The 23,477-nt window shown below is 68.2% G+C and carries 24 protein-coding genes; 7 read left to right on the top strand and 17 right to left on the bottom strand.

Annotation, left to right across the window (positions count from 1 at the left end):
• Positions 1-20: 20 nt before the first annotated feature.
• On the bottom strand, positions 21-506 hold the full coding sequence (locus AB0P21_RS38330) for a CarD family transcriptional regulator (protein WP_164595486.1): 486 nt from the start codon (positions 504-506) through the stop codon (positions 21-23).
• Positions 507-761: 255 nt separating this feature from the next.
• Here AB0P21_RS38330 and AB0P21_RS38325 point away from each other — a divergent pair, with 255 nt between their 5' ends.
• Positions 762-1,334 (top strand): hypothetical protein, encoded by a 573-nt coding sequence (locus AB0P21_RS38325; RefSeq protein WP_363703873.1) that lies wholly within the window; start codon positions 762-764, stop codon positions 1,332-1,334.
• A gap of 37 nt (positions 1,335-1,371) precedes the next feature.
• Here the strand turns inward: AB0P21_RS38325 and AB0P21_RS38320 are convergent, their stop codons facing one another.
• From AB0P21_RS38320 to AB0P21_RS38305, 4 genes are all read right to left on the bottom strand, one after another.
• On the bottom strand, positions 1,372-2,379 hold the full coding sequence (locus AB0P21_RS38320; protein ID WP_363703871.1) for an iron-siderophore ABC transporter substrate-binding protein: 1,008 nt from the start codon (positions 2,377-2,379) through the stop codon (positions 1,372-1,374).
• A gap of 43 nt (positions 2,380-2,422) precedes the next feature.
• Entirely contained in the window at positions 2,423-2,635 is a 213-nt protein-coding gene (locus tag AB0P21_RS38315) for a hypothetical protein (protein ID WP_363703869.1), read from the bottom strand.
• 220 nt (positions 2,636-2,855) lie between these two features.
• A complete protein-coding gene (locus tag AB0P21_RS38310; protein ID WP_363703867.1) occupies positions 2,856-3,533 on the bottom strand; it encodes a response regulator transcription factor in 678 nt (225 codons plus the stop codon).
• A complete protein-coding gene (locus AB0P21_RS38305) occupies positions 3,530-4,747 on the bottom strand; it encodes an ATP-binding protein (protein ID WP_363703865.1) in 1,218 nt (405 codons plus the stop codon). The genes AB0P21_RS38310 and AB0P21_RS38305 overlap by 4 nt, the downstream gene beginning before the upstream one ends.
• Before the next feature lie 210 nt (positions 4,748-4,957).
• Between AB0P21_RS38305 and phoU the strand changes: the two genes are divergently transcribed.
• Entirely contained in the window at positions 4,958-5,680 is a 723-nt protein-coding gene (gene phoU, locus AB0P21_RS38300) for a phosphate signaling complex protein PhoU (RefSeq protein ID WP_363703863.1), read from the top strand.
• A gap of 53 nt (positions 5,681-5,733) precedes the next feature.
• On the opposite strand, the gene AB0P21_RS38295 is transcribed toward phoU, so the two are convergent.
• Genes AB0P21_RS38295 through AB0P21_RS38280 form a run of 4 tightly spaced genes read right to left on the bottom strand, consistent with a single transcriptional unit; the run spans position 5,734 to position 9,248 of the window.
• Positions 5,734-6,480 carry a phosphoglyceromutase gene (locus AB0P21_RS38295; protein WP_363703861.1) on the bottom strand — a complete coding sequence of 249 codons (747 nt, stop codon included), beginning with the start codon at positions 6,478-6,480 and terminating at the stop codon, positions 5,734-5,736.
• A gap of 10 nt (positions 6,481-6,490) precedes the next feature.
• Positions 6,491-6,979 (bottom strand): YbjN domain-containing protein, encoded by a 489-nt coding sequence (locus AB0P21_RS38290; protein ID WP_363703859.1) that lies wholly within the window; start codon positions 6,977-6,979, stop codon positions 6,491-6,493.
• Entirely contained in the window at positions 6,976-8,268 is a 1,293-nt protein-coding gene (gene mshA, locus AB0P21_RS38285) for a D-inositol-3-phosphate glycosyltransferase (protein ID WP_363703857.1), read from the bottom strand. The genes AB0P21_RS38290 and mshA overlap by 4 nt, the downstream gene beginning before the upstream one ends.
• Positions 8,269-8,315: 47 nt before the next feature.
• On the bottom strand, positions 8,316-9,248 hold the full coding sequence (locus AB0P21_RS38280; protein WP_363703855.1) for a hypothetical protein: 933 nt from the start codon (positions 9,246-9,248) through the stop codon (positions 8,316-8,318).
• Positions 9,249-9,327: 79 nt separating this feature from the next.
• Here AB0P21_RS38280 and AB0P21_RS38275 point away from each other — a divergent pair, with 79 nt between their 5' ends.
• On the top strand, positions 9,328-10,083 hold the full coding sequence (locus AB0P21_RS38275) for an SDR family NAD(P)-dependent oxidoreductase (RefSeq protein WP_363703853.1): 756 nt from the start codon (positions 9,328-9,330) through the stop codon (positions 10,081-10,083).
• On the opposite strand, the gene AB0P21_RS38270 is transcribed toward AB0P21_RS38275, so the two are convergent.
• The gene (locus AB0P21_RS38270) at positions 10,070-10,705 is read right to left on the bottom strand and encodes a helix-turn-helix domain-containing protein (RefSeq protein ID WP_363703851.1); all 636 of its coding nucleotides are present in this window, start codon (positions 10,703-10,705) and stop codon (positions 10,070-10,072) included. The genes AB0P21_RS38275 and AB0P21_RS38270 overlap by 14 nt on opposite strands.
• A gap of 273 nt (positions 10,706-10,978) precedes the next feature.
• On the opposite strand from AB0P21_RS38270, the gene typA reads away from it, so the two are divergent.
• Positions 10,979-12,841 (top strand): translational GTPase TypA, encoded by a 1,863-nt coding sequence (gene typA / locus AB0P21_RS38265; RefSeq protein ID WP_363703849.1) that lies wholly within the window; start codon positions 10,979-10,981, stop codon positions 12,839-12,841.
• 126 nt (positions 12,842-12,967) lie between these two features.
• On the top strand, positions 12,968-13,561 hold the full coding sequence (locus tag AB0P21_RS38260; protein WP_363703847.1) for a L,D-transpeptidase: 594 nt from the start codon (positions 12,968-12,970) through the stop codon (positions 13,559-13,561).
• Positions 13,562-13,618: 57 nt separating this feature from the next.
• Here AB0P21_RS38260 and AB0P21_RS38255 read toward each other — a convergent pair whose 3' ends face one another.
• Positions 13,619-14,116, bottom strand: coding sequence for an O-acetyl-ADP-ribose deacetylase (locus AB0P21_RS38255; protein ID WP_363703846.1), 498 nt, complete (start codon positions 14,114-14,116; stop codon positions 13,619-13,621).
• A 105-nt stretch (positions 14,117-14,221) separates the two neighbouring features.
• Between AB0P21_RS38255 and AB0P21_RS38250 the strand changes: the two genes are divergently transcribed.
• Entirely contained in the window at positions 14,222-15,031 is an 810-nt protein-coding gene (locus tag AB0P21_RS38250) for a L,D-transpeptidase family protein (RefSeq protein ID WP_363703844.1), read from the top strand.
• A gap of 22 nt (positions 15,032-15,053) precedes the next feature.
• Here AB0P21_RS38250 and AB0P21_RS38245 read toward each other — a convergent pair whose 3' ends face one another.
• The 5 genes from AB0P21_RS38245 to AB0P21_RS38225 all read right to left on the bottom strand — a co-directional run bounded on the left by AB0P21_RS38245 (position 15,054) and on the right by AB0P21_RS38225 (position 21,010).
• Entirely contained in the window at positions 15,054-15,404 is a 351-nt protein-coding gene (locus AB0P21_RS38245) for a DUF2516 family protein (protein ID WP_363703842.1), read from the bottom strand.
• A gap of 89 nt (positions 15,405-15,493) precedes the next feature.
• Positions 15,494-16,027, bottom strand: coding sequence for a hypothetical protein (locus AB0P21_RS38240; protein ID WP_363703840.1), 534 nt, complete (start codon positions 16,025-16,027; stop codon positions 15,494-15,496).
• Positions 16,027-16,545, bottom strand: coding sequence for a helix-turn-helix transcriptional regulator (locus AB0P21_RS38235; RefSeq protein WP_363703838.1), 519 nt, complete (start codon positions 16,543-16,545; stop codon positions 16,027-16,029). Before AB0P21_RS38235 ends, AB0P21_RS38240 begins: the two co-directional genes overlap by 1 nt.
• Positions 16,546-18,932: 2,387 nt before the next feature.
• Positions 18,933-19,943 carry an asparaginase gene (locus AB0P21_RS38230; protein WP_363703836.1) on the bottom strand — a complete coding sequence of 337 codons (1,011 nt, stop codon included), beginning with the start codon at positions 19,941-19,943 and terminating at the stop codon, positions 18,933-18,935.
• 59 nt (positions 19,944-20,002) lie between these two features.
• Complete coding sequence (locus tag AB0P21_RS38225; RefSeq protein WP_363703834.1) at positions 20,003-21,010, bottom strand: folate-binding protein; 1,008 nt, start codon at positions 21,008-21,010, stop codon at positions 20,003-20,005.
• Between the two features lie 108 nt (positions 21,011-21,118).
• Between AB0P21_RS38225 and AB0P21_RS38220 the strand changes: the two genes are divergently transcribed.
• Positions 21,119-21,943 carry an LLM class flavin-dependent oxidoreductase gene (locus AB0P21_RS38220; protein WP_363703832.1) on the top strand — a complete coding sequence of 275 codons (825 nt, stop codon included), beginning with the start codon at positions 21,119-21,121 and terminating at the stop codon, positions 21,941-21,943.
• Positions 21,944-22,016: 73 nt separating this feature from the next.
• Here the strand turns inward: AB0P21_RS38220 and AB0P21_RS38215 are convergent, their stop codons facing one another.
• Positions 22,017-23,399, bottom strand: a complete 1,383-nt coding sequence (locus AB0P21_RS38215; RefSeq protein WP_363703830.1) for a cation:dicarboxylase symporter family transporter — start codon at positions 23,397-23,399, stop codon at positions 22,017-22,019.
• Between the last annotated feature and the right edge of the window lie 78 nt (positions 23,400-23,477).

Raw genomic sequence — 23,477 nt, 5'->3', positions numbered from 1 at the left:
CTCCACTGCTGACCGGTTGGTCAGGAGGCGAGGACCTCGTCGAGGATGGCTTCCGCCTTGTCCTCGTTGGTGTGTTCGGCCAGGGCCAGCTCGGAGACGAGAATTTGGCGAGCCTTCGCCAGCATCCGCTTCTCACCGGCGGAGAGACCGCGGTCACGTTCACGGCGCCACAGGTCGCGGACGACCTCTGCCACCTTCATCACGTCACCGGAGTGCAGCTTCTCCAGGTTCGCCTTGTAACGACGCGACCAGTTGGTCGGCTCCTCCGTGTGCGGAGCCCGCAGCACGTCGAAGACGCGCTCCAAGCCGGCCTGATCCACGACGTCACGCACGCCGACAAGATCGAGGTTGCACGCGGGGACCCGGACGACCAGGTCGTTTTGAGCGACGATCCTCAAGACCAAGTAGGTCTTGTCCTCACCTTTGATCTGACGGGTCTCGATGTCCTCGATAACGGCCGCACCGTGGTTGGGGTAAACAACCGTTTCGCCGACGTTGAAAGTCATATGTCACGTGCCCCTTTCCGGCTCCTATCCTACCACGCGGTCGCTGGTCCGGTTGGGGCGTTTGCGCTGGTCAGAGGCCACTTCCCGCCTTGACAAACGCTGTCCGGCGTGCCTCGTACGCGCGGAGATGGTTGCCGGGGACATCACCAAAAGGGGTGGTCGCCGTCGAGGTCACCCGCCGTGCTCGCTACGCTGTGCTCCGCCGGAGGCTTCAGCCCGCCGGCATCCACCCGGTTTGTAGGAGAGGGAACTCCAGTGCGCATCACGTTGTCTTCGCAGGCCGTTCGGCGCACCGCCCTGGCCGGAGCCGCCGTCGCTCTGAGCGTCGTGGTGGCGGGCTGCGGGGCCGGTTTCGACGCCCAGACGACCAAGCCGTACCAGCCGGCCGAGGGCACCAACGCGGAGTCCGGCGCGATCGTCGTACGGAACCTGCTGGTGCTCGCCGACGCCGAGGGCAAGGGCAAGCTGCAGGGCACGTTCGTCAACAACGAGCAGGGTGACGACTCCCTGGTGTGCATAGCGGCGACCGACGCCAAGCCGCCGGCCGACGCGGCGGCAGCGGCCAGCCCGTGCCCCTTCCAGACCTACGCCACGGCGCCGTTCCGGTTCGTCAACTTCAAGGCCCTCGACCTCAAGGCGGGCACCGCGCAGAATCTGCCGGCCCCCACCGGCCTCCCGGTCACCGTCGAGGGCGGCAAGCCCGGCCAGATGCTCAAGGTGACGCTGACCTTCGCCAAGGCCGGCCCGATCAGCACCTCGATCCCGGTGCTGACCACGGACCACTACTCCCCGTCGCCGGCCCCCGAGGCCGAGGGCGAGCACGGCTGATCCAGTTGGTTGCCTGAGCCTCAGGCTGATCTGAGGCTCAGGAGGTGGCCTTGGCCGCCTTGGAGAGCCCCGGCAGGATCTTGTCGAGCACCCACGGCACGCTCAGCACGCTGACCGAGCTCATCCCGGAGATGACCTGCTGATCGGTCATCAGGTACGCCGTACCCTGCTTGAACGCCGGCAGCGACGCGTACACCGGGTCGGCTGCGAACTTCTCCGGCGTCAACTCGTTGAGGTAACCGACCACCACCTCCGCGTTCAGCTCCCCCAGCCGCTCCTTGCTGACGGCGATCGCGAACTCCTTCTTGCCGTTCGACTTCTGCAGCGCATCGACGCCCGGGGAGTTCACGAACCCCATCTCGGTCAGGATCTGCACCCGCGGGTCGGTCGGCATGTAGGCGAAGTTCTGCGCGCCGTACGCCAGGATCGACAGCGTTTTCCCTTTGAACTCAGGGTGCTCCGCCGCCGCCTTGCTGGTCAGCTCTTTGATCCCGGCAACCAGTTTGTCCGCCTCGGCCGACTTGCCGAGCGCCTTGCCGATGATGGTGGTCTGGTCCTGCCAGGTGGTCTGCCACGGCGCCCCGGGATAGGCGACCGTCGGCGCGATCTCCGACAACTTCGTGTACGCCGCCTTGTCGAACCCCTCGTACGGCGCCAGGATCACGTCCGGCCGCAACGCCGCGAGCTTCTCGAACGGGATCCCGCTGCCCGTGTCCAGCAACGTCGTCTTGGCCGGGTCGAACTGCTCGGCGTTCCACGCGGTGGTCCCGGCCGGCGTCGGCCCGTACGTCACCTTCGGCATCCCCACCGGCGACTCACCCAGCGCGTAGACGACGTCCTGTGCATTCCACCCGAGCGTGACGATCCGCTCCGGCTTCTTCGCGATCGTCGTCTCCCCGAAGGTGTTCTTCAACGTCACCGGGAACCCGGCCACCGTCTCGGCAACCGGCGTCCGCGCGTCGTCGTCAGCACTGCCACACGCGACCAGCGCGGTGGACGCAACAAGCGCGGCGGCGGCCAGCGCGGCTGTACGGGACCAGAACATGAGGTGCTCTCTTTCAGCGACGAGGATATTGACTTAGGACAGCCTAAGCTAACCCATCGCCAGGGAGCTCGATCCATCGCGCAGCCGCCTCGAAGGTGTCCGTCGGGTTGCTGTTGAACGCGATCGCCGCGTCGGGGGCGTGGCGGCGTACCAGGTTGATCACCTGCTCGAACAGCTCGAGCTGATCCTCCGGCTTCCGCACCCCGCCGCCGATCACCACGCACTCCCACGACCGAACGCCCAGCGCGGCGGTCACCACCGCCGCGATGTCGTCACTTCCGTCGAGACCGAACAGACAGAACTCGGCCCCGACGCCCTCCTCGGCGAAACGAACTCGCTCCAGCTCGATCGCCTCAGCGATCGGCCGGGATCCCAGGGTCCGGGCACCCGATACGGATCGAGCCCGATCACGAGAACCCGGGGTACAGGAGCCGTCGTATCCATCCCTGGACTCTAGAGGCAACCCGCCCCGGAGATCAGGCCTCGAACTTGTACCCCAGCCCGCGCACCGTCACCAGGTGCGACGGATTCGACGGATCCTTCTCCAGCTTCGACCGCAGCCGCTTCACGTGCACGTCCAGCGTCTTGGTGTCGCCGACGTAGTCCGCGCCCCAGATCCGGTCGATCAGCTGACCGCGGGTCAGCACCCGCCCGGTGTTGCGGAGCAGCATCTCGAGCAGCTCGAACTCCTTCAGCGGAAGCCGGATCTCGGTTCCGCCGACGGTGACGACGTGCCGCTCGACGTCCATCCGGACCGGCCCGGCCTCGAGGGTGTCCGGCAGCAGCTCGACGTCGGCGCCGCGGCGCAGTACGGCGCGGATCCGGGCCAGCAGTTCGCGCGGGCTGTACGGCTTGGTGACGTAGTCGTCGGCGCCCAGCTCCAGGCCGACCACCTTGTCCACCTCGGTGTCCTTGGCCGACACGATGATCACCGGCACGTTGCCGCGGCTGCGGAGCGCGCGGCAGACCTCGGTGCCGGACAGGCCGGGCAGCATCAGGTCCAGCAGGACGATGTCGGCGCCGGCCCGGTCGTACTCGTCCAGCGCGTCGGGTCCGGTCTCCGCGACGGCGACCTCGAACCCTTCCTTGCGCAGTACGTACGACAACGCGTCGCTGTAGCTCTCTTCGTCTTCGACGACCAGCACTCGGGTCACGAAGCTGCCTCCTTGGTTTTCTCCGACGGGGTCGGCGTCGGGGGTAGCTCGGACTTCTCCTGGATGGAGCAGTCCGTCGGTTGCCCGGTCGCGGGATCGAGCCGCAGCGGGAGTCGGACGGTGAAGGTGGATCCCTGGCCCTCGACGCTCCAGACCCGCACGTCGCCACCGTGGATCGAGGCGATGTGCTTCACGATGGACAGGCCGAGGCCGGTGCCACCGGTCTCGCGGCTGCGGGCCCGGTCGACCCGGTAGAACCGCTCGAAGATGCGTTCCAGGTCACTGCTCGGGATCCCGACGCCCTGGTCGCTGACGGTGATCTCCACCAGGTCCCCGATCGGGTGGGCGGCGACCGCCACCCTGGTCCCGTCGGGGCTGTAGTTGACGGCGTTCTCGACCAGGTTGCCGATCGCGATCGCCAGCTGGTCCTCGCTGCCCATCACCTCGAGGGCGGGGTCGGTCTTCACGACCAGGTTGATCCCGCGGCCCTCGGCGTCAACCCGGCAGCGGTCGACCGCTGCCTCGATCACGCCGTTGATGTCGACCGGAGCGGGGTGCTCCAGCGGGTCGTCGCCCTGCAGCCGGGACAGCTCGATGATCTCCTTGACCAGCCGGCTCAACCGGCTCGCCTCGATCCGCATCCGGCCGGAGAAGCGCTGGACGGCCGGCGGGTCGTCGGAAGCCTCGGCGACCGCGTCGGCGAGCAGGATGATCGCGCCGATCGGGGTCTTCAGCTCGTGGCTCACGTTGACCGTGAAGTCGCGGCGGATCGCCTCCAGCCGGCGCTCCCGGGTCCGGTCCTCGACCAGCACCAGCACCAGCTGGCTGCCGAGCGGGGCCACCCGGGCGCTCACGTACTGCGTGGCGCCGAGCCGGCCGCGGACGATCTCCAGGTCCTGCTGCCGGATCTCGCCGTCGCGGCGGACCGCCCGGACCATGGTCAGCAGGTCGTCCACCACCAGCCGCTCGCCCCGGACGATGCCGAGCACGTGCGCCGGGGCGCTGGCCTGCAGCACCTGGTCCTCGGGGCCCATCACGACCGCCGACGAGCGCAGTACGGACAAGACGGTGGCGACGCCACTGGGCACGATCGGGTCCGGGGAGACCGGAACCTTGGTCTGGGACCGCTCACTCAGCACGAGCGCTCCGAGTGAAAGCAGAGCCAGAGCCGCGCCGATGACGCCGCCCAGCACCGCAGCCAGCGTGGGGTCCACAGCACCGATGCTACGCGGGCAACCAGCAGGGAAAGACCGAATGAGCACCCGATGACCGGAACGCGTCCTAACTGTTCATCGCGCGTTCACCACTCGTCGCCGACCGGCAACCTGGCTGGCATACCGTCCAGCGTGGGCGGGAACTGTTCCGTGCCCGCGGTCGCCCCGCCCACGCAGTACCGGACACACCACAGATCGGAAGCAGACACGATGCGCGACACCTATCACGAGCAGCTCGACGACATCCTCGCCGAGCTCGAACGGATGACCCGGACGGTGTCGACCGCCGTACGCCGCTCCACCACGGCGCTGCTGACCGCCGACATCCGGCAGGCGGAGGAAGTGATTGCCGCCGACATCCAGTTGGACGCGGCCGGCGAAGGCGTCGAGGAGAAGGTCTTCGAGCTGATGGCCCGGCAGTCCCCGGTCGCCAACGAGCTGCGGATGCTGGTCGCCGCGCTGCGGATGGTGGCCGACCTGGAGCGGATGGGCGACCTGGCCGCGCACGTGTCGAAGATCGCCCGGCTGCGCTACCCGGCCTCGGCGATCCCGGCCGAGCTGCACCCGGTGATCGAGGAGATGGGCGGCGTGGCCGGCCGGATGGTCGACGGCGCCGGTGACGTGATCAAGAGCCGCGACGTCGAGGCGGCCGCCAAGCTGGAGGCGGTCGACGACGAGATGGACAAGCTGCGCAGCAACCAGTTCCGGCTGATGATGGACGACTCCTGGCCGCACGGCGTCGAGGTCGCGGTCGACATCGCCCTGCTCGGCCGGTACTACGAGCGAATCGCCGACCACGCGGTCTCGATGGCCCGCCGGGTCGTCTACCTGGTCACCGGCGAGCTCCCGGTCGCCATCGGCGGCACCGCCGCCGGCTCCGGCGCCGGCGCCTCCACCCCCGGCCCGAACGGCAACGGCAACGGCAGCCACTGACCCTGCACAAGAAGTAGCCCCCGGCAACCAACGGTTGCCGGGGGCTACTTTGTTCAGCGGCCTTGGTTCTTGACTGCTTCGATCGCGGCGGCGGCCGCGGCGGGGTCGAGGTACTCGCCGCCGGCCTTGACCGGCTTGAAGTTCTCGTCGAGTTCGTAGTACAGCGGGACGCCGGTGGGGATGTTCAGGCCGACGACGGTCTGCTCGTCGAGGTTGTCGAGGTGCTTGACCAGGGCGCGCAGCGAGTTGCCGTGGGCGGTGACCAGGACGGTCTTGTCGGCGCGCAGGTCCGGGACGATCGCGTCGTACCAGTACGGCAGCATCCGCTCGACGACGTCCTTGAGGCACTCGGTGGCGGGTAGCAGCTCCGGCGGGAGGCCGGCGTACCGCGGGTCGCCAGCCTGGTCGAACTCCGAGCCGCGCTCGATCGCCGGCGGCGGGGTGTCGTAGGAGCGGCGGAACAGCATGAACTGCTCCTCGCCGAGCTCCTCCAGGGTCTGCTTCTTGTCCTTGCCCTGCAGACCGCCGTAGTGGCGCTCGTTCAGCCGCCACGAGCGGCGGACGTCGATCCAGGACCGGCCGGCCTCCTCGAGGGCGATGTTCGCCGTCCGGATGGCGCGGTGCAGGAGCGACGTGTGCAGGACGTCCGGGAGCAGGTCGCGCTCGAGCAGCAGCTGGCCGCCGCGGTGCGCCTCCTCCACGCCCTGGGCGTTCAGGTCGACGTCGACCCAGCCGGTGAACAGGTTCTTGGCGTTCCAGTCGGAGTGGCCGTGGCGCAGCAGGATCAGGCGGTAAGTCATGGAGCTGAGCTTACCGAGGCTCCAGCCAGCCCTTGAACGCGTCCAGATTCCGGGTCGACTCGCCGCGCTTGATCCGCCAGTCGTACTCCTTGCGGATCGACGACGCGAAGCCCAGCTCGAGGATCGTGTTGAACGACGTGTCGGAGTACTCCAGCACGGCGCCCAGCAGCCGGTCCACCTCGCCCGGCGTGATCGCGTGCAGCGGCACCCGGCCGTCCAGGTGGATGTCACCGAGGTGGTCGACGGCGAAGGCGACGCCGTACATCTTCAGGTTCCGCTCCAGCAGCCAGCGGTAGACCGCCTCGTGGTTCTCGTCCGGCCGGCGCGCGACGAACGCGTGCACCTGGACCGCCTGCGCGCCGACCGTCAGCGACACCGTCGTCTTCAGCTTGCGCTCGCCGGGCAGGTCGGTGCTGAACACCCCCGGCTCGGCCTCGGTGAACTCGAGTTCGTTCTCGGTCAGCACCTGGCGAATCACGTCCGCCGCGGAGACTCTCATCGACCAACCTCCTGGGCCAGTTCGGCCGCCATCGTCTGCTGCGCGATCCGGTACGCCGCCAGCGTCCTCTCCGCGGTCAGTTCCCAGCCGAAGCCACTCGCATGCCCGACCGCGGCGCGGCTCATCGTCTCGCGCAGCGGCGGATCCGTCGCGATCCGGCGCAGCGCGTCGGCGAAGTCGTCGATGTCGTGGCCCGGCACCAGCAACCCGGTCCGGCCGTCCGCGACCGCGGTCGTCAGCCCGCCGACGGCCGCCGCGACCACCGGCGTACCGCAGGCCTGAGCCTCCAGGGCGACCAGCCCGAACGACTCCGAGTACGACGGTACGCAGACCACCGACGCCGCCCGGTACCAGTCGGCCAGCCCGGCCCGGACCATCGGCTTCACGAACCACGTCACGTCGTCGACGCCCAGGTCACGGGCAAGTTCCGCGTGCGCCTCAGGGTGCTCCATCCCGTTGCCGGACGGCCCGCCGATGATCGCGACCACCAGCCGCTCGCGTAGCGACGGGTCCTTCGCCAGCATCCTGGCCGCGGCCCGGATCAGGATGTCCGGCGCCTTCAACGGCTGGATCCGGCCGACGAACGCGAGCACGATCGCGTCCTCGCGCAACCCGAGCGTCTTGCGTGCGACCGCCTGGTCGCCCGGGCTGAACACCTCCAGGTCGACCCCCGGATTGACGACGCCGACCTTCGCCGGCTGCGCGCCGTACAGGCTGATGAGTTCCTGCGCCTCGTCCTCGGTGTTGGCCAGCAACCGGTCAGCGGCCTCGACCACCTGCTCCTCGCCGAGCAACCGGGCCTGCGGCTCCGGTACGTCGTCGGCGGCCAGGCTGGCGTTCTTGACCTTCGCCATCGTGTGCATGGTGTGCACGAGCGGCACGGCCCAGCGATCCCGGGCGAGCAGCCCGACCTGGCCCGACAACCAGTAGTGCGAGTGGATCACGTCGTAGTAGCCAGGCTCGCGAACAGCCTCTGCCCGGAGTACGGCGCGGGCGAAGGTGCACAGCTGCGACGGCAGCTCGTGCTTCGACAACCCCTCGTACGGGCCGGCGGCCACGTTGCGCACCGTGACGCCTGGCAGCAGCTCGACCTTCGCGGGGATCGCGGACGAGGTGGCGCGGGTGAAGACGTCCACCTCGATCCCGAGCATCGCCAGCCGCTTCGACAGCTCGACCACGTAGACGTTCATCCCACCGGCGTCGCCGATACCGGGCTGGTCCAGGGGCGAGGTGTGCAGGCTGATCATCGCGACCCGCCGGAGAGGACGGTCTGCCAAGGGTTGGGTCACTTGCTCAGCGTAACTCCGGGGCTGTCAGGCGAAATCGGGACTTCTCCCTATCTGTCCGGCTCAGCCAGTAGCTGCCCGGTCTCGAGCGCCGCGGCGAGGCTGCGGGCCAGCACGTTCTTGACCTCGGCCGAGTCAGCGCTGAGCTCGTCGAGCACGCTGCTGCTGCCGGCCACCTCGGTGGTCGCCAGGAGTTCGAGGTACCGGTCGCTGTCCGCGGCCGCGAGGTGGGCGGCCGCCTCTGCGCGCAGTACTGCGTCTGCCAGCCGGACCTGCTGGGCGTACTGCTCGAGCTTGACGACCTTCGCTTCCATCGCCGCCGCTGACAGCTTCAGTGCCCGCCGCTGAGCACCGAGAACCTGGTCCAGCTGGGCTTCGTCGAGGCCTTTGCCGATCTCGGCCTGCTGCGCTCGCAGTACGGAGACCTGTTGGAGGACCCGGCCGAGGTCCCAGAGCTGTTCCGGCAGGACCACGTCGTTCTTCACCGCGTCGAGCAGCCCACGCCCGTTCACCTCGGAGTCCTCGACAGCCCGGACCGCGTCCTGAGCGCGAAGCATCAGCGCGGCCGACTCGTCGTCCCAGTCCGCCGCACTCAGGTACCGGCCGTGCCACTCGCGAGCAGCAAGCTGTTCGTCCTGCTCCGTCAGCGTTCCGCCGATCCCCAGCAGCACGAAGAGCCCTCCCAGTACTGCGAACGCGCCGGCCAGCCAGAAGGCCAGCCCGTCTGGCAGGACCGCGTAGAGCCCCCAGCGCAACAGGAACCAGAGGCCGGTCGCGATGCCTACGAACCCGATCAGGCCCTTGACCAAGTCACCGGTGACGTTCCGCGGCCCGACGCGTCGTTCGGGCGTCGGGTCGCTCGCCCGCACCATCGCCTCGGGGTACTCCAGCAGATGGGCGACGGCCACTTCCGACATGGCAGGCGAGAAGACCGGGTCCGGCGTACGGCGCTCCGGCTCCGGCTTGCTCAGGTCCTTATCCATGGCCCTCCTCCCCAACCATCGACGTTCTACTGTGCGGACGGGTTCCTCCGGTCGGCGAGCAGGCTGGGAGACTACAACCATGAGCGGAGCAGCAAGGCCAGTCGCAGTTGTCACCGGAGCCAGCAGTGGGATCGGGGCCGCGTCGGCCCGGTACCTCGCCCGAGAGGGGTTCGAGGTGATCTGCGCCGCCCGGCGGCTGGACCGGATCGAGGCGCTGGCCAAGGAGATCGACGGTCGCGCGGTGCAGTGCGACGTCACCTCGGCCGAGGACGTCGCAGCGCTGGCCGCAGCTGTCGGTGACCGGGTCGATCTGCTGCTGAACAACGCCGGCGGAGCGTTCGGGTTCGAGCCGGTCGCGGAGGCCGACTTGGCGGCCTGGCGGCAGATGTTCGAGGTGAACGTGATCGGCGTCGCGGCCGTCACCAAGTCGTTGCTCCCGGCACTCATCGCCGCGGAGGGCCAGATCGTCGTGATGGGCTCGACGGCCGGCCAGGTCGCCTACGAGGGCGGCGGCGGGTACGTCGCGGCCAAGCACGCCGCGAAGGCGGTCGTCGACACGCTCCGGCTGGAGCTGTGGGACCAGCCGGTCCGGGTCTGCGAGATCGCGCCGGGGATGGTGAAGAGCGAGGGCTTCGCGCTGACCCGCTTCGAGGGCGACCAGGCCAAGGCCGACGCCGTGTACGCCGGGGTCGCCGAGCCGCTGCTCGCCGACGACATCGCCGACATCGTCGCCTGGATCGCCACCCGCCCCAAGCACGTCAACATCGACCGCCTGACGGTCCGTCCCCGCGCCCAAGCCGCACAGCACAAGGTCCACCGGGTCACTCAGCCCTGAGGCGACCTATCTCAGGAGAAGTAATGGGTAACGGACTGGCCGGTACAGGCAGTCCGTAGCCCTCGTGCAAGCGGCGGCGGACAGCCTCCACCGGGAACGTCTCCGGATAGATCGCCAGCTTCACCGTCACCCCCTCGAGTGTTGCCCTCAGCAACATTTCCTCGACGGCCGGATCGGCGGCGCCACGCTCGGCGAAGATCGACCGGATGACGTCCTCGATCTCCCCCAACTGCGCGGCTTTGGCCGACTCGACCGCGGCGAAGACGTCATGCGTGCCCGGCTGCATCATCAGCGAGATCGCCAGCCGCTGGATCGGCAATGTGGACACCGCCGCCAGCAGGCTGCCGTCGATGATCCCGGCCAGCTTCTGGTCCGCACTGCCTTGCAGCGTGAGGATCGCGCCGATCCCGTCCAGCCAGCGGTCCAGCAACTCGGCGGCCAGCGACTGTTTGCTGGCGAAGTAGTAGGTGACCAGACCGCGGGAGACCGCGGCGCGCTGGGTCACGTCGGAGATCGACGCGGCCTCGTAACCCTTCTCGGCAAAGACTTCCAGGGCAGCCGCGAGGATCCGCTCGCGGGACCTCTCCCGCAGCTCACGGTTGGTGCTGGCCGATCGCGGCACGGTGCTTCTTCCTTGGCCGGCGGCCAGGAGTCGAGCCCACCCCCCACGGCGACTCGACCCCCGGTGGCGCGACCCCCCGAGGTACGGACCCCTCCCCAGGCGTCCATTTATAGACTGTACGTACAGCGAACGAATGTCAAAGAGTTCCGCGGATTCGGTCCTTCCCCGGGTGGCGCGTAGGATGAGACGGCTGCGCACTGCGTCTCCAGTGGCACGTAGGACTTGCCGTAGCCACCGCCTGACCTCAATCCGACTTGCTTGGAGCGCTTCCGCATGCCCCTCCGTAATGATCTGCGCAACGTGGCCATCGTGGCCCACGTCGACCACGGGAAGACCACCCTGGTCGACGCGATGCTGTGGCAGTCCGGCGCCTTCGGAGCCCACCAGCACGTCGACGAACGAGCGATGGACTCGGGTGACCTGGAGCGTGAGAAGGGCATCACGATCCTCGCCAAGAACACCGCCGTCCGGCACAAGATGGCCAACGGCGAGCAGATGACGCTGAACATCATCGACACCCCCGGCCACGCCGACTTCGGTGGTGAGGTCGAGCGCGGCCTGTCGATGGTGGACGCGATCGTACTGCTGGTGGACGCCTCCGAGGGTCCGCTGCCGCAGACCCGGTTCGTACTGCGCAAGGCGCTGGCCCGCAAGATGCCGGTGATCCTGGTGGTGAACAAGGTCGACCGTCCCGACGCCCGGATCTCCGAGGTCGTCGACGAGACCTACGAGCTGTTCCTCGACCTGCTCGACCACGACGCCGACCAGTCCGCGCTGGACTTCCCGGTCGTCTACGCCTCGGCTCGTGCCGGCCGCGCCTCGCTGACCCAGCCGGCCGACGGCGGGATGCCCGACTCCGAGGACCTCGAGCCGCTGTTCGAGACCATCCTGGCGAACGTGCCGGCCCCGTCGTACACCGAGGACGCCCCGCTGCAGGCGCACGTCACCAACCTGGACGCCTCGCCGTTCCTCGGCCGGCTGGCCCTGGTCCGGGTGCACGAAGGCACCCTGAAGAAGGGCTCGCAGGTCGCCTGGTGCAAGCACGACGGCAGCATCCAGAAGGTCAAGATCACCGAGCTGCTGATCACCGAGGCGCTCGAGCGCGTCCCCGGCGACTCGGCCGGCCCTGGTGACATCGTCGCGATCGCCGGTATCCCGGAGATCATGATCGGCGACACCCTGGCCGACCCGGAGAACCCGGTCGCGCTGCCGTTCATCACGGTGGACGAGCCGGCCATCTCGATGACCATCGGCACCAACAGCTCGCCGCTGGCCGGCCGGGTCAAGGGCACCAAGGTCACCGCGCGACTGGTCAAGGACCGGCTCGACCGTGAGCTGATCGGTAACGTCTCGATCAAGGTGCTGCCGACCGAGCGTCCCGACACCTGGGAGGTGCAGGGCCGTGGCGAGCTGGCGCTGGCCATCCTGGTCGAGCAGATGCGCCGCGAGGGCTACGAGCTGACCGTCGGCAAGCCGCAGGTGGTCACCCGTGAGATCAACGGCAAGCGGCACGAGCCGGTCGAGCGGCTGACCATCGACTGCCCCGAGGAGTACCTCGGCACCGTCACCCAGCTGCTCGCGGTCCGCAAGGGCCGGATGGAGCAGATGACCAACCACGGCACCGGCTGGGTCCGGATGGAGTTCCTGGTTCCGGCGCGTGGCCTGATCGGCTTCCGGACCGAGTTCCTCACCGACACCCGCGGTACCGGTATCGCGCACCACGTCTTCGAGGGCTACGAGCTGTGGTTCGGCGAGCTGCGCACCCGCCCGTCGGGCTCGCTGGTCTCGGACCGGACCGGCGTCACCACGTCGTACGCGATGGTGAACCTGCAGGAGCGCGGCACCATGTTCTGCGAGCCGGGCACCGACGTCTACGAGGGCATGGTCGTCGGCGAGAACTCGCGCGCGGACGACATGGACGTCAACATCACCCGTGAGAAGAAGATGACCAACGTCCGGTCGAACGCGGACGAGTTCGAGAAGCTGGTGCCGGCCCGCAAGCTCTCGCTGGAGCAGTCGCTGGAATTCTGCCGCGAGGACGAGTGTGTCGAAGTGACCCCGGACGCGGTCCGGATCCGTAAGCTCGCGCTGACCCAGATCGAGCGCGCGAAGCTCGGCCGGAAGAACAAAGCCTGATTCAGTAGCCCGTTCACCTGGTTTGCCGATCCGACGGGGGAATTTTCCGGATCGTTACCAACCAGATGGCGGGCTGCTGCGTCTGACCTAGTGAAAAGCACATCAGTTGGGGGAAGGAAAAGGACCATGGGCATTCTGCGTAAGCTCGGCGCCACCACCACGGCGGTCGCGATGGTAGGGGTAGGCGCTCTCACCGTCGCGACAACTGCTGAGGCCGCGGCTCCGGCCGCGAAGACCGTGGCGGCACCGAAGGTTGCGCCCAGGACCGTTGTCGCTCCGCTGGCGGCCACCAAGGCCAAGCCGAAGGCGAAAGCGAAGAAGACGGTCATCCTCCCGGGTCGGCGGCACGTCGCCAAGCAGTGCATGACCGGGCGGTACCTGTGCATCAACAAGAAGACCCGCAAGGTGATGTTCTTCGTCAACGGCAAGCTGGTCGCCGAGGGTGACGCGCGCTTCGGCGCGACCCGCACCCCGACCAAGAACGGCACCTTCAAGGTGTACCGCAAGTCGAAGAACCACGTCTCCTCGATCTACCACACCCCGATGCCGTACGCGATGTTCTTCGTCGGTGGCCAGGCTGTGCACTACTCGGCCGACTTCCGCGCCCGCGGCTACAACGGCGCCTCGCACGGCTGCGTGAACATGCGCGACAAGAAGAAGATCGCCCTCCTCTTCAGCAAGGTGAAGATCGGCGACAAGGTTCTGGTCTACAACGCCTGATCCCCAACGTCTTCTGAGCGGCGGCTGTCTCCTGCGGGAGGTGGCCGCCGCTTCGCGTTACCGGCCGAGTGCCTGCGAGAACGCCTTGTAGAGCCGGGGTTCCACCAGGCAGAAGGTGACCGCGTCGACAGTGGTCGGCGTCTCCCGCAGTACCCGTACTGCGATCTCGGCCGCCGACTCCTTCGGCCACCCGTAGATCCCCGCCGACACGGCCGGACAGGTCAGCCTGCGAACCCCCAGCTCGTCCGCCAGCCGCAACGCGTTGCGGTAGCAGGACTCGAGCAGCGCGGGATCCCGCTGCCCAGCGGTGTAGTTCGGCCCGACCACATGGATCACGTACTGCGCGGGCAGGTGGCCCGCCGTCGTCCAGCCGGCCTCACCGGTCGGTACGCCGTGGGGGTAACGCTCGATGCAGTCGGCAAGGATTGCCGGTCCGCCGGCCCGGTGGATCGCGCCGTCGACGCCACCACCGCCGCGCAAGGCGTGATGGGCCGCGTTCACGATCGCGTCCGCCTCGACAGTGGTGATATCAGCCGTCGAGAGGTCGATTTCCATGCTTGTAGCTTAGGCTTGGTGGGTTGGTGTCCGCCCGATGCCAACTAACTGATCCGCGTGGGCGTCCTACGTAGTACTGGGGACGGATCGACTTGAGGGGTTCCGATGCGCTGGACTCGTAGTGCGCTGATTGTCCGTAACGTGCTCGCGGCGGTGGTGGTCACGGCGGTTGCCGGGACGGCGATCACCGCTTCGGCCGCGCCGGAGCACCAGGCGAGCACCACCGAACTGAAGCCGGTGCCGTTCGAGGTCAAGGGCGAGCTGCCGATCTACCCGAAGGCCCTGTGGAAGAACGGTTCCAGCAGCGCCGAGGTGCGCAAGGTCGAGGCCCGGCTGATCCAGCTCAAGCTGCTCGACAAGCAGTGGCTGGACAACTCCTTCGGCACCATGACCCGCTCAGCGGTGAAGAAGTTCCAGACCTCACAGGGGATCCCGCCGCTCGGCTATGTCGACCAGAACACCTGGACGAAACTGACCGCCGCGACCCGGGAGCCCACCCAGGCCGAGCTGTACCCGCCGGCGCCGGTGGTGGACGGCAAGAAGCTCGACCAGCGCTGCGCGACCGGTACCGCGCTGTGCATCGACAAGACCAGCCGCAAGCTGCGGTACGTGGTCGACGGCGTGGTGAAGATGCAGTTCGACGTACGGTTCGGGGCGCAGAAGACGGCCACCCGCGAGGGCGGCTTCACGGTCGGCTGGAAGAGCCGCAACCACGTCTCGAAGCTGTACGACTCGAAGATGCCGTACGCGATGTTCTTCAGCGGCGGCCAGGCGGTGCACTACTCCTCGGACTTCGCGGCGCGCGGCTACAACGGCGCTTCGCACGGCTGCGTGAACGTCCGCGACCTGGCCAAGATCAAGGCGTTGTTCGACCTGGTGAAGGTCGGCGACAAGGTGATCGTCTACCGGTCGTAGTACCGGCTGTGGTCCCGGTGGGTCAGAGCGGGCGCGGGCCCCGGCGGCGGCGAATGCCCCAGCCACCGCGTCCGCGGCCGGATGCCGCCCGCAGTGCGGGCCGGGCGTCCACCAGGTAGACAGCCGCGGCGACGATCCCGAACAGGCCGATGAAGCTCAGCCAGCTCTGGAAGATCTGGGACAGCGTGAAGGTGGCCAGAATCAGCACCCAGCCGGGCTTGGTCAGCTTGTCGGCGGCGGTGAACACCGCCCGCGGCCGGAACGCCGCGTCGACCAGCGCGACCAGCTTCAGACCGAGCAGCGCCCACCAAATGACACCGATGGGATCACCGAACCCGGGAAACAGGTTCTGGAACGTGGCGAGGGGGAGCATGTCACGAGCCTAACCCAGGCACGGGTGGCCCACGATCCGTCGAACCTGGATCGGGGCCACCCGTACGCCGCAGAGCCGGGAAACTACTCTCAGTTGCCGACCTTGGCGGCGCCGGTGCTGGCGGCCTTGGTGGCGGTCTTCGCGGTCTTGCGGGCGCTGGTCGCGGTCGCCTTGACGTTGCGGGTGGCGGTGTCAGCGGTCTTCTTCGCGGTGGTGCGGGTGGCCTTGGCCTTGCTCACCGTGGTCTTGGCCTGGGCGACCAGGTCCTCGGACGCCTTCTGGTGACGGATCCGGGTGACCAGGTCCTTGCCACGGCCGGCCAGGTCCTCGTAGGTCTCCTCGGCCTGGCCGATGACGGTGGTCAGCCCGGCCTGCGCGACCGACGGCAGCTCCCGCAGGGCGGCCGGCACGGTCTTGGCGTTGGCGACCAGGGTCTCCAGCCGCTCGCTCAGCTCGGCCTGACGCTTGGCCAGCTCGGTCTGCACGGTGGACTGCACGGTCTTCTGGTCCAGCTTCGCGAACCGGGTGGTGACGTCGTCGCTGACCGCGCGGAACTTCTCCACCGCCAGGTCGGCGGTGCCGGCGATCGCGTACAACGGGGTGACGGGGGTGCGGGTTGCCATCAGGCATCTCCTCGTGAGGTTTTTGTCTTCGGGTTCAGCGGGTTCTTCGGGGTGCTGCTTTTTCGTGCAGGGGTCTTTTTGGCCGCCGCGGGCTTCTTGGCCGGCGCGGCTGCCGTTGTGGGCTCGTCGTCGGAGCCCTCGGTCGTGTTCTCACGGACGAACGAGCCGTACACGTCGAGCAGGACGCGCTTCTGCCGCTCGTTCAGCGCGGGGTCGAGCAGTACAGCATCGACCACACCCGGCGTACGCCGAGCGCCGTCCTCACTCTCGTCCGGATCGAGAATGCCGGCCCGCACGTAGAGCGTCTCCGCGGAGATCCGCAAGGCCTTCGCAAGCTGCTGCAACACATCAGCAGACGGCTTCCGCAGCCCACGCTCGATCTGACTCAGATACGGGTTCGACACACCAGCCAGATCGGACAACTGCCGCAACGACAGCTGCGCATGCCGCCGCTGCTCAGCGAGGTACTCCCCCACCGAACCAACTGCTCCAGCAGCACGATCACTCAACCTGGCCATACGTCCATAGTGCTAGCAGAGTGCTTGCAATTGCAAGCAAGGGCGGGGTGAGGCCGGTCACTTTGGGTTATTGCGTCCCTGCTGATGCCTTCTTCGTCTGCTCGCGGAGGCTCCCCGTCGCGCCTCGTGCTGCCTTGGAGTGCGAGGGTGAGGCAGCTTGTCAGGTGCCACAGTTGCTCATGTAGCGGAGTCCGCTGCTGCCGAGGGCTTGTGGTGCCAGGGTGCTCATCCTCGACCGCCCCTCCCAGGGCTCGTGGCGCTGCGCGCCACCTCGCCAGCGCCTGGATGCTGACGCGAAGATGTCCGAGGTGGACTCGTTCAGGCGCCCGCGTCACCGGAGTAAGCCCGCGATGCGGATCAGCCGATGTGCTTGGGTCGGTGGTGCCACGCCTGCTGATCCGGGATCGTCGAGGCCGAGGGCTCGTGGCGCTGGGCGCCACCTCGCTTGCGCCTGGATGCTCACGCGGGGCAGACCCGCCATGCGGATCAACCGATCGGCCTGGTCCGGGTGGGCCTGCCCGCTCATCTACGAGGTGCACCCGAGGCAACCTTCGGTGCATGGCTGCGGCGTGCACAGCGACAGGCAGTAGTAACTGTTCGGCTCTTCGACGGCTGATCATGCTCAGCGTGTCGTCTCGGCGCAGACCACTGCCTGTCGTCGTGCACACATGTGGACCGCATGCTGGGCTGCAATGATCGGCGTTCACTCGAGTCGAGGATGCGCGGCACCGTCTGCCGCGCTTGTTCCGAGCGACATCTGACTTTGCGCAGCCGCTCGCCGTGGGCTCGTGGCGCTGGGCGCCACCTCGCCTGCGCCTGGATGCTCACGCCATCAAGCCCGTGATGCGGCGAGACAGACTGACCACCCAGCAACGGTCGGGCTGCTGCTGCCGACGGCGATCCTCGAAGGCGTACTGGTCTCCCAGCAAAGCACACCACCCAGCACCAGCCCACCACCCGCATCGACTCACCACAGCCACAGCAGCAAGCAGTGCAGCTGATCCGCAACGCGGACTTACTCGCGTGAGCATCCAGGCGAAAGCGAGGTGGCGCCCAGCGCCACGAGCCCCTCGGCGGACGGGCAGCGAGTTCCAGCACATGAGCACCTGCGGCACCACCACACCAAGCCGAGCGGCTGATCCCCAACACAGGCTTACTCGCGTCAGCATCCAGACGCTAGCGAGGTGGCACCCAGCGCCACGAGCCCTCCGGCGACCGGGTGGTCGTGCAAGAGCAGGCTCGACACCACCGCACCAAGCAGGTCGGCTGACCCGCAAACGCAGGCTTACTCGCGTCGGCATCCAGGCGCAAGCGAGGTGGCGCCCAGCGCCACGAGCCTCCCGGCGAGCGGCTGCGCAAAAGCAGATGTCGCTCGGATCATTGCAGCCCAACACGCGGGCCAAATGCGTGTACAACGACAGGCAGTAGTCGTGCCGGGATGACACGCTCAGCGTGATCAGCCGTCGCCGAAGGCCGAAACAGCTACTACTGCCTGTCGCTGTGCGCGCCGCAGCCATGCACCGAAGGTTGCCTCAGTGCACCTCGTGGATGAGCGGGCTGGCCCACCCCCGACCGATCGGTCGATCCGCATCGCGGGTCTGCCCGCGTGAGCATCCAGGTGCAAGCGAGGTGGCGCCCAGCGCCACGAGCCCACGGACGGGCAGTCGAGCATGAGCACCCCGGTACACCACACCAAGCAGCTCGGCTGATCCCCATCGCAGGCTTACTCGCGTCAGCATCCAGGCACGGCGAGGTGGCGCCCAGCGCCACGAGCCCTCCGGCGAGCGGGCGTTGACGAGCAGCGCCGGCACCACCACACCAAGCAGCTCGGCTGATCCGCATCGCAGGTCTGCCCGCGTGAGCATCCAGGCGCAAGCGAGGTGGCGCCCAGCGCCACGAGCCCCTCGGCGGACGGCAGCGAGTTCCAGTGCATGAGTAGCTGCGGCACCACCGCACCAAGCAGCTTGGTCGATCCCCAACGCAGGCTTACTCGCGTCAGCATCCAGGCGCTAGCGAGGTGGCGCCTAGCGCCACGAGCCCTCCGGCGGACGGGTGTTGACGAGCAGGCACGCCACTTTCACCGCTCTGAGCAGATCGGTTGCCCCGCATCGGAGGCTTGCCACCGTCAGCATCCAGGCACGGCGAGGTGGCGCGCAGCGCCACGAGCCCTCGGGCGGGGCGGGCGTGGATGACCGGGCCGGCACCACAGGTCCAGGAGACCGGTCGATCCGGAACGCAGGCTTACTCGCGTCAGCTTCCAGGCTCTAACGAGGTGGCGCGCAAGCGCCACGAGCCCTCCGGCGAGCGGGCGTGGAAAAGCAGCGCCGAGCCCTGGACAGCCGGAAGATCAGACGGAAGGCCGGAGGATCAGGCGGAAGGCCGGAGGATCAGGCGAAAGCCGCAGCGTGCGGCTGGACCGCGCCCACCTCGACACCACCGCCGTACAGCGGCAAGCGGGTCTGCTTGGTGATCTCCTCGTGGTCGAGACCCAGGCGCTGCAGCGTCGCCGCCATCACCACCGCCCGGGCGCGCGGATTGCCGTCGTCGATCTTCACAGCCAGGCCGCGACCGTCGGCGAGGCCCACCGCGTAAACAGATTCAGCGCCGGCCTTGCAGAACAGACCAGGGATCGCACGCATCAGAGCAGACTCGTCGCGGCGGCTGCCGCTGGCGTAGTTGGGGTGCTCGCGGAAGGCGTTGGCAACACGGCCTTCCAAGGTGTCACCGGGAGCGGCGGCGAACAGCCCGAAGGACCGCGCGAGACCAGCCAGGGTGATGGCGAGGATGGGTGCCCCGCACCCATCGACAGCGACGTACGAGACCTTCTCGCCGGCGGAGTCCTCGACGGCCGTCCGGATCGCCTGCTGCAGCGGATGCTCAGGCGAGCGGTAGTCGTTACGCCCCCAGTCGGCACCGGTCGCGTCAGCACCTGTCGCGTTGCCGTCGTGATGGAACGCCCAGTCATTGGCCACACAGGTAGCGAGCATCGCCGCATGCTTACCGGAGCAGTTCATCGTGATCGGGTCGAGCCCATGTCCCGCGCGGACCCACTCGTCGCGGGCCTGGTCGTCGATCGGGTACGCCGCCGGCGTGCGCAGCGCCGACTCGTCCAGCCCGGCGCCCGCGAGGATCCGCCGTACGCCGTCCAGGTGAAACGCCTCACCGGAGTGCGACGCCCCGGCGAGCGAGAGCAGTTCGCCGTCCAGGTCGAGGCCGTTGCGGAGCATGCCGAGCGCCTGCATCGGCTTGTTCGACGAGCGCGGGAACATCGGCTGGTCGATCACGCCGGCCGACCACTCGACGGAGCCGTCGGGAGCGGTCACCACTACGGAGCCTCGGTGGTGGCTCTCGACGAATCCACTGCGGACGACGTCGGCCAGGAGCACAGGTTCGGTCACGGCTGAAACTGTACGGCGCAAAGGTCAGGGGCAAACAGCCAGATTGGAGATGATTCGGCTCACAGCCGGGCGCGGACGTGCAGCCCGACCTCGGGGTCGACGAGCAGCTCCTGGGTCGCGGTGACCGTCGGTTGGTCCTCGGCGACGACCTCGAGCACCGCCTCCGGGTCCACGTTGCGCTTGATCAGGGCCAACGCGATCGGCCCGTACTCGTGGTGGCGGGCCGCAGAGCCGATGAAGCCGACCTGCTTCTCCCCCACCCGTACGGCGTACCCGTGGCCGGGGAGGTGGTCGACCGAACCATCCAGCAGCAACCGGACCAGCCGACGCGGCGGCCGACCGAGGTTGTGGACACGCGCGACCGTCTCCTGGCCGCGGTAGCAGCCCTTGTCGAGGTGTACGCCGATACCAAGCCAGCCGAGCTCGTTGGGGATTGCCCGCTCGTCCATGTCCAGCCCGAGCCGGGGAGCGCCTGCCTCGATCCGCAGCGCCTCGTAGGCCCAGATGCCAGCAGCAGGACCCGCCTGCTCAGCGAAGGCCTGGAGGTCCCCTCTGGGCAGGAACAGCTCGTGGCCGCCCAAGGAGTCACCTCCGGCCCGCACTAGCGCCTGGGTGTCCGCTGACGGCTTCCCTGGCCGCCAGACGATGGCATAGGAGTCGGTGACGTCGGTGATCTCGACGCGGGACATGAAGACCATCTTCTGCAGCCACTCGACCAGCGCCGCGGCAGCGCCCGGCTCGGTGTGCAGCCAGAACGTCTCACCGTCGTCGACGCCGTACATGGCGTGCTCGACGTGACCCGTCGGGGACAGCAACAGGGCAGTGGTCGACGTGCCGGGCTGCAGGCCTTCGAAGTACTGGCTGGTGATCGCGTGCAGCCAGGTGAGCCGGTCGGGGCCGCTGATGGTGACCACGTCCCGGTTCGAGCGGTCGACGAAGCCCTTGCCCGCCACCAGGGCCCGCTGCTCACGCAGGTCGGTGCCGTAGTGCGCAGCGACCCCGGCGTCCAGGCCGTCGGCCTCCACGGCAGCCGGAAGGTCCAACAGAGGGCTCCGCGTCAGTGACATGTCACCAGCCTACGTCCACCGGCGTACGCCGACTGCCTCCCGCTGTGGGATGTGGACAACACCGCTCCCGACCAGGCTGGAAGCACCAAACTCGAGAGGAGCAGGACGATGACGACCAGAGCATTCCGGTTCGGTGTGGTGGGCAGTCCGGACCGCGGCGCCGACCAGTGGCAGCAGACCGTACGCCGAGCCGCAGACGCCGGCTACTCGACCGTGCTGATGCCAGACGGGCTGCAGCTACTGTCGCCGTTCCCCACCCTCGCAGTGGCGGCTGCAACGGCCGACATCCGCGTCGGCACCTTCGTAGCCGCCGCCCCACTCCGTACGCCGCGCGCAGCGGCCTGGGACGCCCACACGCTCTCTGTACTGACTAATGGCCGTTTCGACTTCGGCATCGGCACCGGACGCCCACAGGTCGAGCAGCAGGCAGCGGAGATCGGCCTGCCGTGGGGATCGGCCAAGGAGCGCCGGGACCAGGTCCGAGAGACGCTGGACCAACTGGCGAAGCTCGACGGCGACCAGCACACTCCGATCATGCTGGCGGCCGGTGGACCCCGCACGCTCGCACTGGCCGCCGCCCGAGCAGACATCGTCTCGCTGGCCAAGCCTGCTGCGGCGCCGCGCGAGGAGTTCGCGCAGTACGCCAAAGAGCTCCGCGAGCTGGCCGGGCCTCGTGCGGACGACATCGAGCTGGCCATGAACCTCTTCGCCGCCGGTACGACGGAACTGCCCGCCTGGAGCAAGCAGGCGACCGGCATGACCCCCGCGGAGTTCGAGGCGAGCGGCACGCTGATGCTGCTGCGCGGCACACCTCAGCAGATGGCCGACGAGTTGCAGCGCCGGCGCGACGACTTCGGGGCGTCGTACATCACCATCAACGCCACCTATCTGGACGAGCTCGCGCCGGTGGTCGAGCTGCTCACCGGGCGGTGAAGCACGCTGCCCGTCAACTCCCAGCTGTGGCTTGGGAGCTGACGGGCAGCGTTGAGGGGTTGGACAGATGGTTCTAGTGGTGGCTCGCGGTACCGCTGTCGACCGCCGGCGGAGTGCTCTCCGGTACGTCGCCCGCGTGGGTGTCGCCGGCCGCGAAGGCCGCCTCGTCGAACGGGTCCTCGCCGGCGAACACCTGGCGGGCCTGTTCCTTGTCGAAGGATCCGGTCCAGTGACCGACCAGCACCGTGGCGACCGCGTTGCCGGCGAAGTTCGTCAGCGCCCGCGCCTCGGACATGAACCGGTCGATCCCGACGATCAGGCCGACGCCGTCGACCAGGTCCGGCCGGTGCGACTGCAGACCGCCGGCCAGCGTCGCCAGGCCCGCGCCGGTCACGCCGGCCGCGCCCTTCGAGGCCAGAATCATGAACGCCAGCAGGGAGATCTGCTGCCCGAGCGAGAACGGCTGGTCCATCGCCTCGGCGATGAACAGCGACGCCATCGTCAGGTAGATCGCGGTGCCGTCCAGGTTGAACGAGTAGCCGGTCGGCACGGTGATGCCGACGACCGACTTGTCGACGCCGAGATGCTCCATCTTGCCGATCAGGCGCGGCAGCGCGGTCTCCGACGACGAGGTCGACACGATCAGCAGGAACTCGCGGCCGAGGTACTTCAGCAGCTGGAAGATGTTCAGCCCGGTGACGACCTTGAGGATCGTGCCGAGGATGACCACCACGAAGATCGCACAGGTGATGTAGAAGGCGATCATGATCTTGCCGAGGCTGACCAGGGCGTCCACGCCGGTGGCGCCGACGACGGCCGCGATCGCGCCGAAGGCACCGACCGGGGCGACCCACATGATCATCGCCAGCACCTTGAAGGCGAGCCGCTGGATGTGCCCGATCCCGTTCAGGATCGGCTGGCCCTTGCTGCCCATCGCCTGCAGTGCGAAGCCGATCAGCAGCGCGACGAACACGGTCTGCAGCACCTCGCCCTCGGTCAGGGCGGACAGCAACGTCTTCGGGATGATGCCGAGGATGAAGTCGGCCGTGGTCTCGTGCCCACCGGCCGCCTGCTTCTGGCCGGTCTCCCGCAGCTTGTCGGTCAGGTTCAGGCCGGAACCGGGCTGGACCAGGTTGCCGACCACCAGGCCGATGGCGAGCGCGACCGTCGACATCACCAGGAAGTAGCCGAGCGCGAGGCCACCGACCTTGCCGACGCTGGCGGCCTGCCGGACCGAACCGATGCCGAGCACCAGGGTGCAGAAGATGATCGGGCTGATCATCATCTTGATCAGGTTGACGAACCCGGTGCCGAGCGGTTTCAGCTCGACCGCGAAGTCCGGGAAGATGAAGCCGACACCGATGCCGAGCAACACGGCGACGATGACGGCGATGTAGAGGAAATGGGTCCGGTCGTTGCGGACCGGCGTCGGTCGGGGTGCGGTGGGGCTCGCCATGGGGGACTCCTGATTTGCCGGGCGGGCGGGGTTCTGAGTAACTGTGACGTGACGCACAGGACAACTGCGCATTTCGTT

This window comes from Kribbella sp. NPDC056861, from assembly GCF_040687575.1.
In the GTDB taxonomy this organism is placed as follows: Bacteria; Actinomycetota; Actinomycetes; order Propionibacteriales; family Kribbellaceae; genus Kribbella.
This window is presented reverse-complemented; position numbering and strand designations above follow the sequence as displayed.